Origin of the sequence: Pseudomonas cyclaminis, assembly GCF_015163715.1 — a bacterium.
GTDB classification, from domain to species: Bacteria; Pseudomonadota; Gammaproteobacteria; order Pseudomonadales; family Pseudomonadaceae; genus Aquipseudomonas; species Aquipseudomonas cyclaminis.
The window spans coordinates 28902-42989 of record NZ_JADDUM010000022.1 but is presented as its reverse complement, the minus strand read 5'-3'; the positions used below and the strand labels follow the sequence as shown (position 1 = coordinate 42989).

The window sequence follows — 14088 nt, the reverse complement described above, 5'->3', positions numbered from 1 at the left end:
TCTGCCAAACGGTTACGAAACGCACTGGTAACGGGCTCAGCCCTGTTTTGCCTGTTCGGCGCGGGTCAACTGTGGGCATTCAGTCTGGATGATGTGTCGGCCAAGGCAAAAGAGCTGGCCGGGCAGAAGTACGAAGCTCCGCGCAGCAATCTGCCGAACGAATTCCGCGAGATGAAGTTCGCGGACTACCAGAAGATTCGTTTCCGCAACGAAAAAGCCGAGTGGGCCGATCAGAACACCCCGTTCAAGCTGTCCTTCTATCACCAGGGTATGCACTTCGATACACCGGTGAAAATCAACGAAGTCACCGCTGACAGCGTCCAGGAAATCAAATACGACCCGTCGCGCTTCGATTTCGGCGATGTGAAGTTTGATCCTAAAGCCACCGAACAGCTGGGTTATGCCGGCTTCCGTGTCTTGTTCCCGATCAACAAGAGCGACAAGCAAGACGAAATCATGACCATGCTCGGCGCGAGCTATTTCCGTGTCGTCGGCAAGGACCAGGTCTATGGCCTGTCCGCCCGTGGCATGGCGATCGACACCGCGCTGCCGTCCGGCGAAGAATTCCCGCGTTTCACCGAGTTCTGGATCGAGCGTCCAAAACCGGGTGACAAGCACCTGGTGATCTTTGCCCTGCTCGATTCCCCACGTGCGACCGGCGCCTATCGCCTGATCCTGCGTCCGGGCACCGACACTGTTGTCGATGTGAAATCCCAGATGTTCCTGCGCGACAAGGTCAGCAAACTGGGCGTTGCCCCGTTGACCAGCATGTTCCTGTTTGGCGCGAACCAGCCATCCAAGGTGCTCAACTACCGTCGCGAACTGCACGACTCCAGCGGCCTGTCGATCCATGCCGGTAACGGCGAGTGGATCTGGCGCCCACTGAACAACCCTAAACACCTGTCGGTCAGCAACTTCACCGTAGAGAACCCGCGTGGTTTCGGTCTGCTGCAACGCGGTCGTAACTTCAGCCACTACGAAGACCTGGACGACAACTACGACAAGCGCCCAAGCGCCTGGATCGAGCCTGAAGGTGACTGGGGCAAGGGTTCCGTCGATCTGGTCGAGATCCCGACCGCCGATGAAACCAACGACAACATCGTTGCCTTCTGGAGCCCGGCTGAATTGCCGGAAGTCGGCAAGCCGCTGGAAGTCGCCTACCGCCTGCACTGGACCCTGGACGACGCCGCGTTCCACTCGCCGGACAGCGCCTGGGTCAAGCAGACCCTGCGTTCCACGGGTGATGTGAAGCAATCCAACCTGATCCGTCAGCCCGATGGCAGCGTTGCCTATCTGGTGGACTTCGAAGGCCCGTCCCTGAAGAAACTGCTGCCGGACGCCCCGGTGCGCAGCCAGGTGAGCGTGGGTGACAACGCTGAACTGGTAGAAAACAGCGTGCGTTACAACGAACACACCAAAGGCTGGCGCTTGACCCTGCGCATGAAGATCAAGGACGCGGGCAAACCGACTGAAATGCGTGCGGCCCTGGTCCAGGACATCCCGCAGGCTGAGCCGGAGAAGGTGTCTAGCCAAGTGCTCAAGGCTGACAAGGTCCTGGCCAAGCAACACGAGAAACAGGCCAAGAAGGACGCGAAGGACAAGGAAGCCAAGCAGCCAGAAGCTGCCCCAGCCACGCCGGAGCCGATCAAGACCGAGCAAGTCCTGACCGAAACCTGGAGCTATCAGTTGCCTGCCGATGAGTAATTCTCAAGTCACGCCAGAGACTCTGTCCGAGTACCTGGCGCATCTCCCGATGACCGCTGAGCAGCGCGCCGAACTGGCGGGCTGCACATCCTTCACCGAGTTGCACGAGCGTTTGTCGTCCGCAACCTTTGACGCGCCCGTCGATGCCGCCCAGGCGTCGGTTGGCCGCCGCTTGACCCTCAGCACCGCCGAAGAGCTGCAAGACGCCGAAATGCTGGCGCTCGACGCCAGCGGTCGCGTGTGCCTCAAGGCCACGCCGCCGATCCGACGCACCCGCGTGGTGCCGGAGCCGTGGCGCACCAATATCCTGGTGCGCGGCTGGCGCCGAATTACCGGCCGCAGCAACCCGCCGGCACCGCCGAAGGATGAACGTGTATTGCCGGCTGCACGCTGGCGTACCGTGGGTTCGATCCGTCGGTACATCCTGCTGGTGCTGATGCTCGGCCAGACCATCGTTGCCGGCTGGTACATGAAAGGCATCATGCCGTACCAGGGCTGGTCGCTGGTCGACTTCGACGAAATCCGCAACCAGACCCTGCTGCAAACCGCCACCCAAGTACTGCCTTACGCCCTGCAAACCAGCATCCTGATTATGTTCGGGATCTTGTTCTGCTGGGTGTCGGCCGGTTTCTGGACTGCGTTGATGGGCTTCCTGGAGTTGCTCACCGGTCACGATAAATACCGGATCTCCGGTAAAAGTGCCGGCGACGAGCCGATTCCGAAAGACGCCCGTACCGCGCTGGTAATGCCGATCTGCAACGAAGACGTGCCGCGTGTATTCGCCGGTCTGCGTGCGACGTTCGAATCGGTGGCCGCTACTGGTGACCTGGATCGCTTCGACTTCTTCGTGCTCAGCGACAGTAATGACGCCGACATCTGCATCGCCGAACAGCAAGCCTGGCTCGACGTGTGCCGCGAAGCCGGTGGCTTCGGCAAGATCTTCTATCGCCGCCGTCGCCGTCGCGTAAAGCGCAAGAGCGGCAACCTCGACGACTTCTGCCGTCGCTGGGGCGGTGACTATAAGTACATGGTCGTGCTCGACGCAGACTCCGTAATGAGCGGCGAATGCCTGACCAGCCTGGTGCGCCTGATGGAAGCGACGCCGGATGCCGGGATTATCCAGACCGCGCCGCGTGCGTCGGGCATGGACACCCTGTATGCGCGCATGCAGCAGTTCGCAACCCGTGTGTACGGCCCGCTGTTCACCGCCGGCCTGCACTTCTGGCAGTTGGGTGAATCCCACTACTGGGGTCACAACGCGATCATCCGCATGAAGCCGTTCATCGAGCACTGCGCCCTGGCGCCGCTGCCGGGTAAAGGTGCGTTCGCCGGTTCCATCCTGTCCCACGACTTCGTTGAAGCGGCACTGATGCGCCGTGCCGGTTGGGGCGTGTGGATTGCTTACGACCTGCCGGGCAGCTACGAAGAACTGCCGCCGAACCTGCTGGACGAACTCAAGCGTGACCGTCGCTGGTGCCACGGTAACCTGATGAACTTCCGCCTGTTCCTGGTCAAGGGCATGCACCCGGTGCACCGTGCGGTGTTCCTGACAGGGGTGATGTCGTACCTGTCGGCGCCGTTGTGGTTCCTGTTCCTGGTGCTGTCCACGGCCTTGCTGGCGGTGAATACGCTGATGGAGCCGCAGTACTTCATGGCACCGCGCCAGTTGTACCCACTGTGGCCGCAATGGCATCCGGACAAGGCGGTGGCGCTGTTCTCCACCACCATCGTGCTGCTGTTCCTGCCCAAGCTGCTGAGCATCATCCTGATCTGGGCCAAGGGCGCGAAAGAGTTCGGCGGCAAGTTCAAGGTGACCCTGTCGATGCTGCTGGAGATGCTGTTCTCCATGCTGCTGGCGCCGGTGCGGATGATCTTCCACACCCGTTTCGTCCTTGCCGCGTTCCTCGGCTGGGCCGCGACCTGGAACTCGCCACAGCGTGACGACGACTCCACGCCATGGAGCGAAGCGGTCAAGCGCCACGGTCCGCAAACTGTGCTGGGCTTCCTGTGGGCGCTGCTGGTGGTGTGGTTGAACCCAAGCTTCCTGTGGTGGCTGGTGCCGATCGTGGGTTCGCTGATGCTGTCGATCCCGGTGTCGGTGATCTCCAGCCGGGTCAAGCTGGGCCTCAAGTCCCGCGACGAGAGCCTGTTCCTGATCCCTGAGGAGTACAACCCGCCGCAAGCACTGCTGTCGACGGAGAAGTACACCCACGAAAACCGCTGGCACGCCCTCAATGACGGGTTTGTGCGTTCGGTGGTCGACCCGCAGCAGAACGCCCTGGCCTGTGCCTTGGCGACCTCGCGTCACCGTGAGGCCGAGCCGATCGAGTACCTGCGTACCGAACGTGTTCGCCATGCGTTGAAAGTCGGCCCTGCCGGCCTCAACAATGGCGAGCGCCTGGCCTTGCTCAGTGACCCGGTGGCCTTGGCCCGCCTGCACGAGCAGGTCTGGAGCGAAGGGCATGCCGAGTGGCTCGCCGCTTGGCGTGACTCGATCAAAGCCGACCCGCACGCGCCGTTGCTACCGCTGCAGCCGCTGTCGTCCCAGGCCCAACCGGCCTGATTCAGACACCCCCGAGGGCACACCTCGGGGGTGTTTCAAACGCTGGTCCTACAGCGCTTTTCGTATCTTCTTTGTCTTTCTAACCCCTTGTTATTTCGAAACAAAAGACCCTCGTCCGAGGCGTTTTTGCGTGCCCGCGACTGGGTTAGGATCGCCCCCCTAATTTGTCTCGGCCACGGGGGATTCATGCTCAAAAGGTATTGTTCGGCATTGCTGATAGGCGCTGCCGCATTGATTCACATCGGCCAGGTACACGCGGGCGCAATTGAAGACGCGGTCCGGCGTGGCGTGCTGAAAGTCGGCACCACGCCCACCTACGTGCCCTTTGAAATGACCGATAAACAAGGACGTATCGTCGGTTTTGAAATCGATTTGCTCAAGGTGATGAGCCAGGCGCTGGGGGTTGAGCTTGAGTTGGTCTCAGTGCCCTATATCGCGCTGGTGCCAGGGTTGAAGGCGAAAAAATTCGACCTGATAGGCAGTGGCATGACGGTCACCCAGCAGCGCAACCTGACGCTGAACTTCAGCGACTCCTTCATCGTGGTGGGCCAGACCGTGCTGCTGCACCCAAGCCTGGTAGGCAAGGTCACCAGCGTTGAGGACCTGGACGACGCCAGCTACAGGATCGCTACCACCGAAGGCACCACCGGCGAGGCGGCAGCGCGGAGATTTCTGGGGGCCGCTCGGCTGAGCAGCTTTGCAACGCCGGAAGAAGGCGTGCGCCAGGTGGTGGATGGCATGGCCGATGCCTTTATCCATGATGCGCCCTACAACCTGATCGCATTGAGCCGGCCCGAGAACAGCGCGCTGCTGTCCCTGGAGCAGCCGTTTACCTTTGAGCCCCTGGCGTTTGGGGTGAGAAAAGGCGACTTCGACAGCCTCAACTGGATCAACCATTTCCTCAATCAAGTTGCTCAGGACGGGACGTACGATCGCCTGCATGACCGGTGGTTCAAAGACACGGCCTGGCTGGAGGACATCGACTGAAAGTCATACCTTCTTACACATCAATCCGTTGGTGAAACGGCCCACGCAGCTGTCTATCCCAGCGCTTCACTGCCGCCTGTAGGGCTTATCCGACATACGCCGATAACAATTACCGGTGAAACCTTTGTGACAGGCAACGAGTGGGGTAGGATCGCACCCCGAAATGGTGCAGCCCTTTTGCGCGCCGACCTTATAAGAATCGTTCTGGGGACTTGATGATGAAAAAGTATCTATCGATGCTGCTGCTTGGCGTTACGGCGCTGGTCGCCGCCAATGCGGCCCAGGCCGGTGCCATTGATGATGCGGTCAAGCGCGGCACCCTGAAAGTCGGCATGGACCCGACTTACATGCCGTTCGAAATGACGGACAAACGCGGTGAAATCATCGGCTTCGAAGTCGACATCCTCAAGGCCATGGCCAAATCCATGGGCGTCAAGCTGGAGCTGGTTTCCACCGGCTATGACGGCATTATCCCGGCCTTCCTCACCGGCAAGTTCGACATGATCGGCAGCGGCATGACCCTGACCCAGGAGCGCAACCTGCGCCTGAACTTCAGCGAACCCTTCATCGTGGTCGGCCAGACCCTGCTGATCCGCAAGGAATTGGAAGGCACCATCAAGTCCTACAAAGACCTGAACGACGAAAAATACCGCCTGACCTCCAAGCTGGGCACTACCGGTGAGATGGTCGCCAAGAAGCTGATTTCCAAAGCCAAGTACCACGGCTATGACAATGAGCAGGAAGGCGTGCTGGACGTGGTCAACGGCAAGGCCGATGCCTTTGTGTATGACGCACCGTACAACGTGGTTGCCGAGAAGAAAGTCGGCAACGGCAAGCTGGTGTTCCTGGACGAGCCCTTCACCTTCGAGCCCTTGGCGTTTGGCCTGAAGAAAGGCGATTACGACAGCATCAACTTCATCAACAACTTCCTGCACCAGATCAAGAACGACGGCACCTACGATCGCATCCATGACAAGTGGTTCAAGAGCTCCGAGTGGCTCAAGGACATGGAATAAGCTCGGCGAAACACCGCGTTGCGCCCTTCGCGAGCAAGCCCGCTCCCACATGTGACCGAGTTCCAACATGAGAATGCGGTCAAAATGTGGGAGGGGCTTGCCCCCGATGACGGCCTGCCAGGCGACACATAACCCGGAACCTGAAATGAAACAGAAAAAAGCCCAATGGCCCTGGCACCTGCTGACCGTGGTCGTGCTGGTCGGTCTGGCCGGCGCTTTGTATTACGCCACTTCGCTGATGTCCTACGAATGGCGCTGGAACCGCGTGCCGCAATACTTCGCGTACCAAGCCGAAGAAGCCCAGCGGGCAGCGGATATCTCCACCGTCATTGAGCTGGTCCGCAAAGGTGATGTGGCCGAAGTGACCCTGCGCAACGATGCAGGCGCCGAGCAGAAAGTGACGGTCGCCGACAACAGCCTGCAAGTGTCACGCGGCGACGATGTCGCCGAAGGCGATGTGATTGGTGTGAATCGTCATTGGGCACTGGGCCCGTTGATGTGGGGGTTGTGGACCACGCTGTGGCTGTCGGTGGTCTCCGGGATTCTCGGTTTGGCGATTGGCCTTGCTACCGGTTTGTGCCGACTTTCGAACAACCCGACCTTGCGTGATCTGTCGACGATCTACGTCGAACTGGTACGCGGCACCCCATTGTTGGTGCAGATCTTCATTTTCTATTTCTTTATCGGCACGGTGCTTAACCTGTCCCGTGAATTTGCCGGGATCGCCGCGCTCTCGCTGTTCACCGGTGCCTATGTGGCGGAAATCGTTCGTGCGGGCGTGCAGTCCATCACCCGTGGCCAGAACGAGGCGGCACGCTCGCTCGGCCTGAGTGCCAGCCAGTCGATGCGCCATGTGGTGCTGCCACAAGCCTTCAAGCGCGTACTGCCGCCCCTGGCAGGGCAATTCATCAGCCTGGTGAAAGACACCTCGCTGGTCTCGGTGATCGCCATTACCGAACTGCTCAAGAGCGGTCGTGAGGTAATCACTACCTCGTTCTCGCCGTTTGAAATCCTGTTCTGCGTCGCAGGCCTGTACCTGCTGATCAACCTGCCGCTGTCGAAAATGGCCAGCCGGCTTGAGCGGAGGCTCGCCCAAAGTGATTGAAGTCCGCGATCTGGTAAAAGTCTTCGACACCCGTGGCCATGTGGTGCGTGCGGTGGACCACGTGACCACCCAGGTGGCCAAGGGTGAAGTGCTGGTGGTGATTGGCCCGTCCGGTTCTGGCAAGTCCACCTTCCTGCGTTGCCTCAATGGCCTGGAAGAGTTCGACTCGGGTTCAGTGAGCATCGACGGCCTGCAACTGGCCGATCCGAAAACCGATGTGAACGCCTATCGCCGTGAAGTCGGCATGGTGTTCCAGCACTTCAATCTGTTCCCCCACATGACGGTCTTGGAAAACCTGTGCCTGGCGCAAAAAGTCGTGCGCAAGCGCGGCAAGAAAGAGCGTGAAGCCAAGGCCCTGGCCCTGCTGGAAAAGGTCGGCATTGCACAAAAGGCCAACGAGTTCCCATCACGGCTTTCCGGCGGCCAGCAACAACGCGTGGCGATTGCCCGGGCGTTGGCGATGGAGCCCAAGGTGATGCTGTTCGACGAGCCCACCTCGGCGCTGGACCCGGAAATGGTCGGCGAAGTGCTGGATGTGATGAAGACCCTGGCCCTGGAAGGCATGACCATGGTCTGCGTCACCCACGAAATGGGCTTTGCCCGCGAAGTGGCGGACCGTGTGCTGTTCTTCGATCATGGCAAGTTGCTGGAAGATGCAGCACCGGCCGAGTTCTTTGATGCACCGAAAGACCCACGTGCCCAGGCGTTCCTGCGTCAGGTCCTATAGGCACACGCCGTTCAGACCTTGAACCTTCCTACACACTGCTGCAGATCCATTCCCAGTCGCGCCAACTCGATACTCGCTGCCGCCGTTTGCTCACTGGCGGCAGCGGTTTGTTCCGAGACGTCGCGGACTTTCAACACGCTGCGATTGATCTCTTCGGCGACCAGGCTTTGCTCCTCGGCCGCTGCGGCAATCTGCGGGTTCATTTCCTGGATGACCGCCACGGTGCGGGCAATCTCCGTCAGTGCGTCCCCGGCGTTGCGGGTCAGGCCGACGCTGTTGTCGGTGAGCGTTCGGCTGTAGTCCATGATGTCGGCAGCCTGCTGCGTACCGCTGTGCAGGCCACCAATCAACTCTTCGATTTCTTCAGCCGAGTGCTGGGTCCGCTGGGCGAGGCTGCGCACCTCATCGGCGACTACCGCAAAGCCTTGGCCGGCTTCACCGGCCCGTGCCGCCTCTATCGCGGCGTTAAGCGCCAACAGGTTGGTTTGCTGCGACACCGACTTGATCACATCCAGCACGCTGCCGATCTTCTGGCTTTCGCGTTGCAGGCCCAGCATGGCTTCGCTGGAGCGAGCCATCTCGTGGGCCAGGTGTTCAATTTGCGCGACGGCATCCATCACCACCTGATCGCCCAGTTCCGCCTGTTGAGTGGCCTGGCTGGCGGCGATCGACGCTTGCTCGGCGTGGCGTGCGACTTCCTGGGCGGTAGCCAGCATCTGGTTCATGGCCGTCGCCACCTGCTCGGTTTCATCGCGCTGATTATTCACCCCGGCGCGGGTTTGTTCGGTGACGGTAGAGAGCTCCTCGGCGGCGCTGGCGATTTGCCGTGCGTTGTCGCTGATGTTGCCAATCAGCCTTCGTAGATTCAGCGTCATTTGGCTCATGCTGCGTTGCAGCTGGCCCAGTTCATCGCGACGCTGTGTCTGCACATCGTGGCTCAGGTCGCCCTCGGCAATGCGATTGGCCACCAACAGCGCCTTGCGCAGTGGGTGCACGATTTGCCCGGCGATCACCCAGGCGGCCAAGGCGCCGAAGAGCAGGGCGGCCGCGGCGATGCCCAAGGTCTGGATGCGCGCTTGTTCGGCTTCGCGGTCGCGTCGTTGGGTCTGATCCTGGCTCAAAAGATCACTTTGCGCGAGCAACTGATCCAACTGCTGCTCCAACTGGTTATGGGCGCTTTCGGTCGTGAGTTGGATGTCCTTGAGCCGGGTCAGGTGGGTGCGCACGCTCAGTACGGCATTTTTGAGCGCCCCGCTGTCGACCGACAGCTTCGCCACGTCAGCGTGGGCGAGTTCAAGGCCTCGCTCTGCGTCAACCACGGCTTGGTCATAGGCATCCAGTGAGCTGGACGCCCAGGCTGGACTCTTGGCACGGTCTTCGGCCTGCTCCATGGCCTGGCGCAGGTTTTCGACGGCCTCCAGGGCTTTTTCATCGTCCTGATCAGGCAAGTCGCTGCTCAGCTGTGCCAGGACATCGCCAGCCCGAGTGGTGCTCTGTGTCAGTTGTTCGCGGGCATTTTCGCGTTTTTCCACCAGCGCGGGCACGCCCTTGAGGGTGGATTTGAAGGTGGCAGAAATCCGCGTCATTTCCTGCAAGTATTGAAGGGACTTTGGCACCTTGAGTCGGTTGGACAACTCCGTCAGGGCCCCGTCGACTTTCTCCATGCTGGCGCTCAATCGACTGAGGCTGTTGGCCTCGTCCAGAGTGCGGTAGAGGATTCTGTCGGCGCGCAGTTCTTCGCCAGCCACCGCCAGTTGCGCCAGCACGGTCAAGGTTTGTGAGCGGTAAAGGGACGCTGCCAATGCTTGCCAGCCGGTCACGGCAATGACAAGGCTCAGGGCCAGTACCAGGGCGAATCCCAGGGCCAGTTTGAGGGTGACACTGGCGTTACCCAGCAGGTGAGTCATTCGACGAAGCATGATTGACCTCCGACAAGTGAGCTAACGGGTGTAGTTCGATGAACTCACTTGAACGCTAGTGACTTTGAAGGTCGGGTGGGCCTGAAAAACGTGTAGGAAATTTCACAGATTACAGGCGGCGACCCAGGGCAGGTCGCGCGCGGGGAGGGGTGTCAGACGCGGAAGCGACCCACCAGTGCTTGCAGGTGGGTGCCCAGGCGCGCCAGTTCGGTGCTTGACGCAGCGGTTTCTTCACTGGCTGCAGCCGTCTGCTCCGAGACGTCGCGCACGTTCAGCACACTGCGGTTGATCTCTTCCGCCACGGCGCTTTGCTGTTCGGCGGCGGTGGCGATCTGGGAATTCATCGCCTGGATGGTCGAGACGGTACGGGTGATGTTCTCCAGCGCGCTGCCGGCGCGGCGGGTCAGTTCGACGCTGCTGTCGGTGAGGTTGCGGCTGTTGTCCATGATGGTCGCGACCTGTTGCGTGCCGCTCTGCAGGCCGGCAATCAGCTCCTCGATCTCTTCGGTGGACTTCTGGGTGCGCTGGGCCAGGCTGCGCACTTCATCGGCCACCACCGCGAAGCCACGTCCGGCTTCACCGGCGCGGGCGGCTTCAATCGCCGCGTTGAGGGCCAGCAGGTTGGTTTGCTGGGCCACGGACTTGATCACGTCGAGCACGCTGCCGATTTTGTCGCTTCGCGTTTCAGGTCGCCCATGGCGACCGTGGAGTTGCCGACCTCAGTGGCCAGGCGCTCGATCTGCGCGATGGCTTCACCGACCACCTTGTCGCCTTCGCGGGCCTGCTGATCCGCGGCTGCGGCGGCTTCGGAGGCTTCCTCGGCATTGCGGGCGACTTCCTGCACGGTGGCTGCCATCTCGTTCATGGCGGTGGCCACCTGGTCGTCTCGACCTTCTGGCTGTTGACCCCGGCGCTGGTCTGTTCGGTGACGGCCGACAGTTGCTCGGCAGCGCTGGCGATCTGGGTCACGCCTTCGCTGATACCGCCGATCAACTCGCGCAGGCCTACGGTCATGCTCTGCATGGCCCGTTGCAACTGGCCCAGTTCATCCTGGCGCAAGGAGGTCAGGTTGTGACTCAGGTCGCCGGAGGCAACGCGCTCGGCGACCTGGAGGGTCTGGTCCAGCGGGATGATGATCTGGCGAGTGATCGCCCAGGCAGCCACCAGGCCAAAGATCAACGCCAACACAGTAGCCAGCAGCAGGAGGTACTTGGCTTGTGCCGCGTCGGTATCGCGCACCACCGTTTGGGAAATGGTCAGCTTGTCGCTGTGACCCAGCAGCAGATCGCCTTGTGCGGTCATGATCTTGAGTGCTGCCGCGTTGGCTACCTGGGAGTCGCGGTACTGGCTGACAGCGGCGCGGTAGGCTTGCAGCGAAACGCTGGCCTGTTGCAGATTGGTCGAATATTGCTCAGGCAGTTGGCCATTGAGGCTGGCGATTTTTTTCAGGGCGTTGTCGATGGCATCCAGTGCCGGCTGCTCGGCTTCGACCTTGCCGCTGTAGGTGTAGCCGCGCACCTGGAAGCGCGCCTGCTGGATCAGTTTGCTCACGTCTACCACGCTGTTGAACAGGCTGACGCTGTCGCCTTGCAGCAGGGACTTCTCAATCTCGTTGATTTTGACGACCGCATTGTCGGCGGTATCGCCCAGCTTGCTGCGGGCGTTTTCCCGGTTGGCGCCAGCCTGCACCATGTCGCTGAAAGCGCGTTTGTACTGGTCCACGGCGGCCAACTGTTCATCGACCAGGGCCGTGTCGGCGGGTTGTTCAATCAGCGTGCGGGCGGTCTTGAGGCCGCTGTCGAGCTTGTTCAGTAACTCGCTGACCGCGCCCGGGCCTTGTTCGCCACGGCGCATGTCATAGTCCAGGCGTGCGAGACGCAGGTCCTTGGTCAACCCATTGAGGCTGGAGATAAAGCCCAGCTTGTCACCGCGGCTGATCACATCGCCCAGGCCTTTCCAGCCGGTGAGGGTGATCATCACTGTGAGCAGTAATACCAGGCCGAAGCCTACGCCCAGCTTGGTTTTGACGCTGACATTCCCCAGCTTTTCGGCTAACCAACGATACATGCTGCGAACTCCCGTGGAACAAGGCTTGGACTTATTCAGGAGTTATCGGCACGGTTCCGGGATTCTGTAGCGATGCAGACCAATGTGGGGTGTGTTTAGAAGAGGCGGGCGAGGAGGGCCGTCACTGCGGTTTCGACCCGCAGGATCCGGGCGCCGAGTTGCACCGGCTGCAAGCCGGCCTTGGCCAGCAGGTCGACTTCGTAGGGGATCCAACCGCCTTCGGGGCCGATGGCGAGGGTCACCGGCTCATCCAGCCCACGGGGGCACGCCGGATAATCGCCGGGATGGCCGATCAGGCCCAGGGTGGCTTCGGCCATGGCCGGCAGGCGGTCTTCGACAAACGGCTTGAAGCGTTTCTCGATGATGATCTCGGGCAACACCGTGTCCCGCGCCTGTTCCAGGCCGAGGATCAGTTGCTCGCGAATCGCTTCGGGCTCCAGGAATGGGGTTTGCCAGAAGCTCTTTTCCACCCGGTAGCTGTTGACCAGCACCACCTTCGGCACACCCATGGCGGCCACGGTTTGCAGCACCCGGCGCAGCATTTTCGGGCGCGGCAGGGCCAGCAGCAGGGTCAGGGGCAGTTTGCTCGGCGGCGGTTGGTCGAAGCTCACTTGCAGCTCGGCTTCACTGGCCTCCAGGCGCAGCAATTGCGCGGCGCCCATCAACCCGCCGATGCGCCCCACGCGCAGGCTGTCGCCCACGGCGGCGCGGTGGACTTCCTGCATATGCACCAGGCGTCGATCACGCAGGATCACCCGGTCGGCCGCGATAAAGTCGGCCTCTTCAAGCAGCAGCAGGTTCACGGCTGGGTCGCTGGCGGCTGGTCGTCGTCGGCGGGTTGGTCGTCCGGGTGTTCGCCACGCTTGCTGATCAAACCGCTGAACAGGATGCCAATCTCGAACAGCATCCACATCGGCACGGCCAGCAGGGTCTGGGAGAAGATGTCCGGCGGTGTCAGGATCATGCCGACCACGAAGCAGCCGATGATCACGTACGGGCGGATTTTCTTCAGGTAGGCCACGTTGACCACGCCGATCCACACCAGCAACACCACCGCCACCGGGATTTCGAAGGCCACGCCAAAGGCGAAGAACAACGTCATCACGAAGTCGAGGTAGCTGGTGATGTCGGTCATCATCTCCACGCCGGCCGGAGTGGCAGCGGCGAAGAACTTGAAGATCAACGGGAACACCAGGAAGTAGGCGAACGCCATGCCGGTGTAGAACAACAGGATGCTCGACACCAGCAGCGGCACGGCGATGCGCTTTTCGTGCTTGTACAGGCCCGGCGCAATAAAGCCCCAGATCTGATGCAGGATCACCGGGATCGCCAGGAACAGCGAGACCATCATCGTCAGTTTCAGCGGCGTGAGGAACGGCGATGACACGTCGGTGGCGATCATCGTCGCGCCGGCCGGCAGGTACTGGCGCAAGGGCGTGGAGACGAAGGTGTAGATCTGCTGGGTAAAGGCGAACAGCCCGGCAAAGATGATGAAGATGGCCGCTACGCAACGCAGCAGGCGGGTACGCAGCTCGGTGAGGTGCGAGACCAGCGGCATGTGCTGGTCGTTTTCCGGTTTATCAGCGCTCATGGGGCTCGCGGCGGCAAAGTAGGGTCATGGGGCGCGGGCGACGCAACAGGCGTCGGCGCAGGCTCGGTTGGCGCGTTCGGAATCGGGGCAGCGGGCGCAGGCTCAACAGCAGGCGCGATGCTGTGCTCGGCCACGGGCTCCACCGGTTTGGCGGGTTCCTGGACGGGGGACAGAATCTTCCGGGCTTCCTGCTCCAGCGACAAAATGTGCTCGTTGTGCAGTTGGCGGCGGATCTCGTCGGCGCCGATTTCCCGTTCAACTTCCTGTTTGATCGCGTTGAAACTGCGTTTCAGGCGCCCGATCCACAGGCCGGCCGTGCGCGCGGCACCGGGCAGGCGTTCCGGCCCCAGTACCAACAGGGCCACGAGGCCGACGAGCAGCAGTTCAGAGAAGCTGATACCAAACATTA

The 14088-nt window shown here is 61.2% G+C and carries 11 protein-coding genes and 2 pseudogenes; 6 read left to right on the top strand and 7 right to left on the bottom strand.

What is annotated here, in order from left to right:
* Positions 1-24: 24 nt before the first annotated feature.
* From IQK56_RS02715 to IQK56_RS02690, 6 genes and pseudogenes are all read left to right on the top strand, one after another.
* Positions 25-1704 carry a glucan biosynthesis protein G gene (locus tag IQK56_RS02715; protein WP_183140455.1) on the top strand — a complete coding sequence of 560 codons (1680 nt, stop codon included), beginning with the start codon at positions 25-27 and terminating at the stop codon, positions 1702-1704.
* Positions 1697-4269 (top strand): annotated as a pseudogene (mdoH, locus tag IQK56_RS02710) (glucans biosynthesis glucosyltransferase MdoH); the annotation flags it as partial. The gene IQK56_RS02715 and the pseudogene mdoH, both read left to right, overlap by 8 nt.
* A 184-nt stretch (positions 4270-4453) precedes the next feature.
* Positions 4454-5254: a transporter substrate-binding domain-containing protein gene (locus IQK56_RS02705; protein WP_150676068.1), complete on the top strand. Its 801-nt coding sequence runs from the start codon at positions 4454-4456 to the stop codon at positions 5252-5254.
* 218 nt (positions 5255-5472) lie between these two features.
* Complete coding sequence (locus IQK56_RS02700) at positions 5473-6270, top strand: transporter substrate-binding domain-containing protein (protein ID WP_053140467.1); 798 nt, start codon at positions 5473-5475, stop codon at positions 6268-6270.
* A 145-nt stretch (positions 6271-6415) separates the two neighbouring features.
* The gene (locus IQK56_RS02695; RefSeq protein WP_122306022.1) at positions 6416-7375 is read left to right on the top strand and encodes an amino acid ABC transporter permease; all 960 of its coding nucleotides are present in this window, start codon (positions 6416-6418) and stop codon (positions 7373-7375) included.
* The gene (locus IQK56_RS02690) at positions 7368-8102 is read left to right on the top strand and encodes an amino acid ABC transporter ATP-binding protein (RefSeq protein WP_017738829.1); all 735 of its coding nucleotides are present in this window, start codon (positions 7368-7370) and stop codon (positions 8100-8102) included. Before IQK56_RS02695 ends, IQK56_RS02690 begins: the two co-directional genes overlap by 8 nt.
* A gap of 11 nt (positions 8103-8113) precedes the next feature.
* Here the strand turns inward: IQK56_RS02690 and IQK56_RS02685 are convergent, their stop codons facing one another.
* From IQK56_RS02685 to tatB, 7 genes and pseudogenes are all read right to left on the bottom strand, one after another.
* Positions 8114-10021, bottom strand: coding sequence for a methyl-accepting chemotaxis protein (locus tag IQK56_RS02685; RefSeq protein WP_191632589.1), 1908 nt, complete (start codon positions 10019-10021; stop codon positions 8114-8116).
* 152 nt (positions 10022-10173) lie between these two features.
* A pseudogene (locus tag IQK56_RS31645) lies at positions 10174-10662 on the bottom strand (methyl-accepting chemotaxis protein); the annotation flags it as partial.
* Positions 10663-10667: 5 nt separating this feature from the next.
* On the bottom strand, positions 10668-10886 hold the full coding sequence (locus tag IQK56_RS31640) for a hypothetical protein (RefSeq protein ID WP_425274641.1): 219 nt from the start codon (positions 10884-10886) through the stop codon (positions 10668-10670).
* Positions 10883-12088: a methyl-accepting chemotaxis protein gene (locus IQK56_RS31635; protein ID WP_425274640.1), complete on the bottom strand. Its 1206-nt coding sequence runs from the start codon at positions 12086-12088 to the stop codon at positions 10883-10885. The genes IQK56_RS31640 and IQK56_RS31635 overlap by 4 nt, the downstream gene beginning before the upstream one ends.
* A 95-nt stretch (positions 12089-12183) precedes the next feature.
* A complete protein-coding gene (locus tag IQK56_RS02675) occupies positions 12184-12891 on the bottom strand; it encodes a 16S rRNA (uracil(1498)-N(3))-methyltransferase (RefSeq protein ID WP_193862149.1) in 708 nt (235 codons plus the stop codon).
* The gene (gene tatC, locus IQK56_RS02670) at positions 12888-13679 is read right to left on the bottom strand and encodes a twin-arginine translocase subunit TatC (RefSeq protein WP_049710428.1); all 792 of its coding nucleotides are present in this window, start codon (positions 13677-13679) and stop codon (positions 12888-12890) included. The genes IQK56_RS02675 and tatC overlap by 4 nt, the downstream gene beginning before the upstream one ends.
* On the bottom strand, positions 13676-14086 hold the full coding sequence (tatB, locus tag IQK56_RS02665) for a Sec-independent protein translocase protein TatB (protein ID WP_122305750.1): 411 nt from the start codon (positions 14084-14086) through the stop codon (positions 13676-13678). The genes tatC and tatB overlap by 4 nt, the downstream gene beginning before the upstream one ends.
* Between the last annotated feature and the right edge of the window lie 2 nt (positions 14087-14088).

Coding starts and splice junctions, on each gene's coding strand:
- IQK56_RS02695 (WP_122306022.1), top strand. CDS start 6,416: ATGAAACAGAAAAAAGCCCAATGGCCCTGGCACCTGCTGACCGTGGTC.
- IQK56_RS31640 (WP_425274641.1), bottom strand. CDS start 10,886: ATGAACGAGATGGCAGCCACCGTGCAGGAAGTCGCCCGCAATGCCGAG.
- tatB (WP_122305750.1), bottom strand. CDS start 14,086: ATGTTTGGTATCAGCTTCTCTGAACTGCTGCTCGTCGGCCTCGTGGCC.
- IQK56_RS02685 (WP_191632589.1), bottom strand. CDS start 10,021: ATGCTTCGTCGAATGACTCACCTGCTGGGTAACGCCAGTGTCACCCTC.
- IQK56_RS31635 (WP_425274640.1), bottom strand. CDS start 12,088: ATGTATCGTTGGTTAGCCGAAAAGCTGGGGAATGTCAGCGTCAAAACC.
- IQK56_RS02705 (WP_150676068.1), top strand. CDS start 4,454: ATGCTCAAAAGGTATTGTTCGGCATTGCTGATAGGCGCTGCCGCATTG.
- IQK56_RS02700 (WP_053140467.1), top strand. CDS start 5,473: ATGAAAAAGTATCTATCGATGCTGCTGCTTGGCGTTACGGCGCTGGTC.
- tatC (WP_049710428.1), bottom strand. CDS start 13,679: ATGAGCGCTGATAAACCGGAAAACGACCAGCACATGCCGCTGGTCTCG.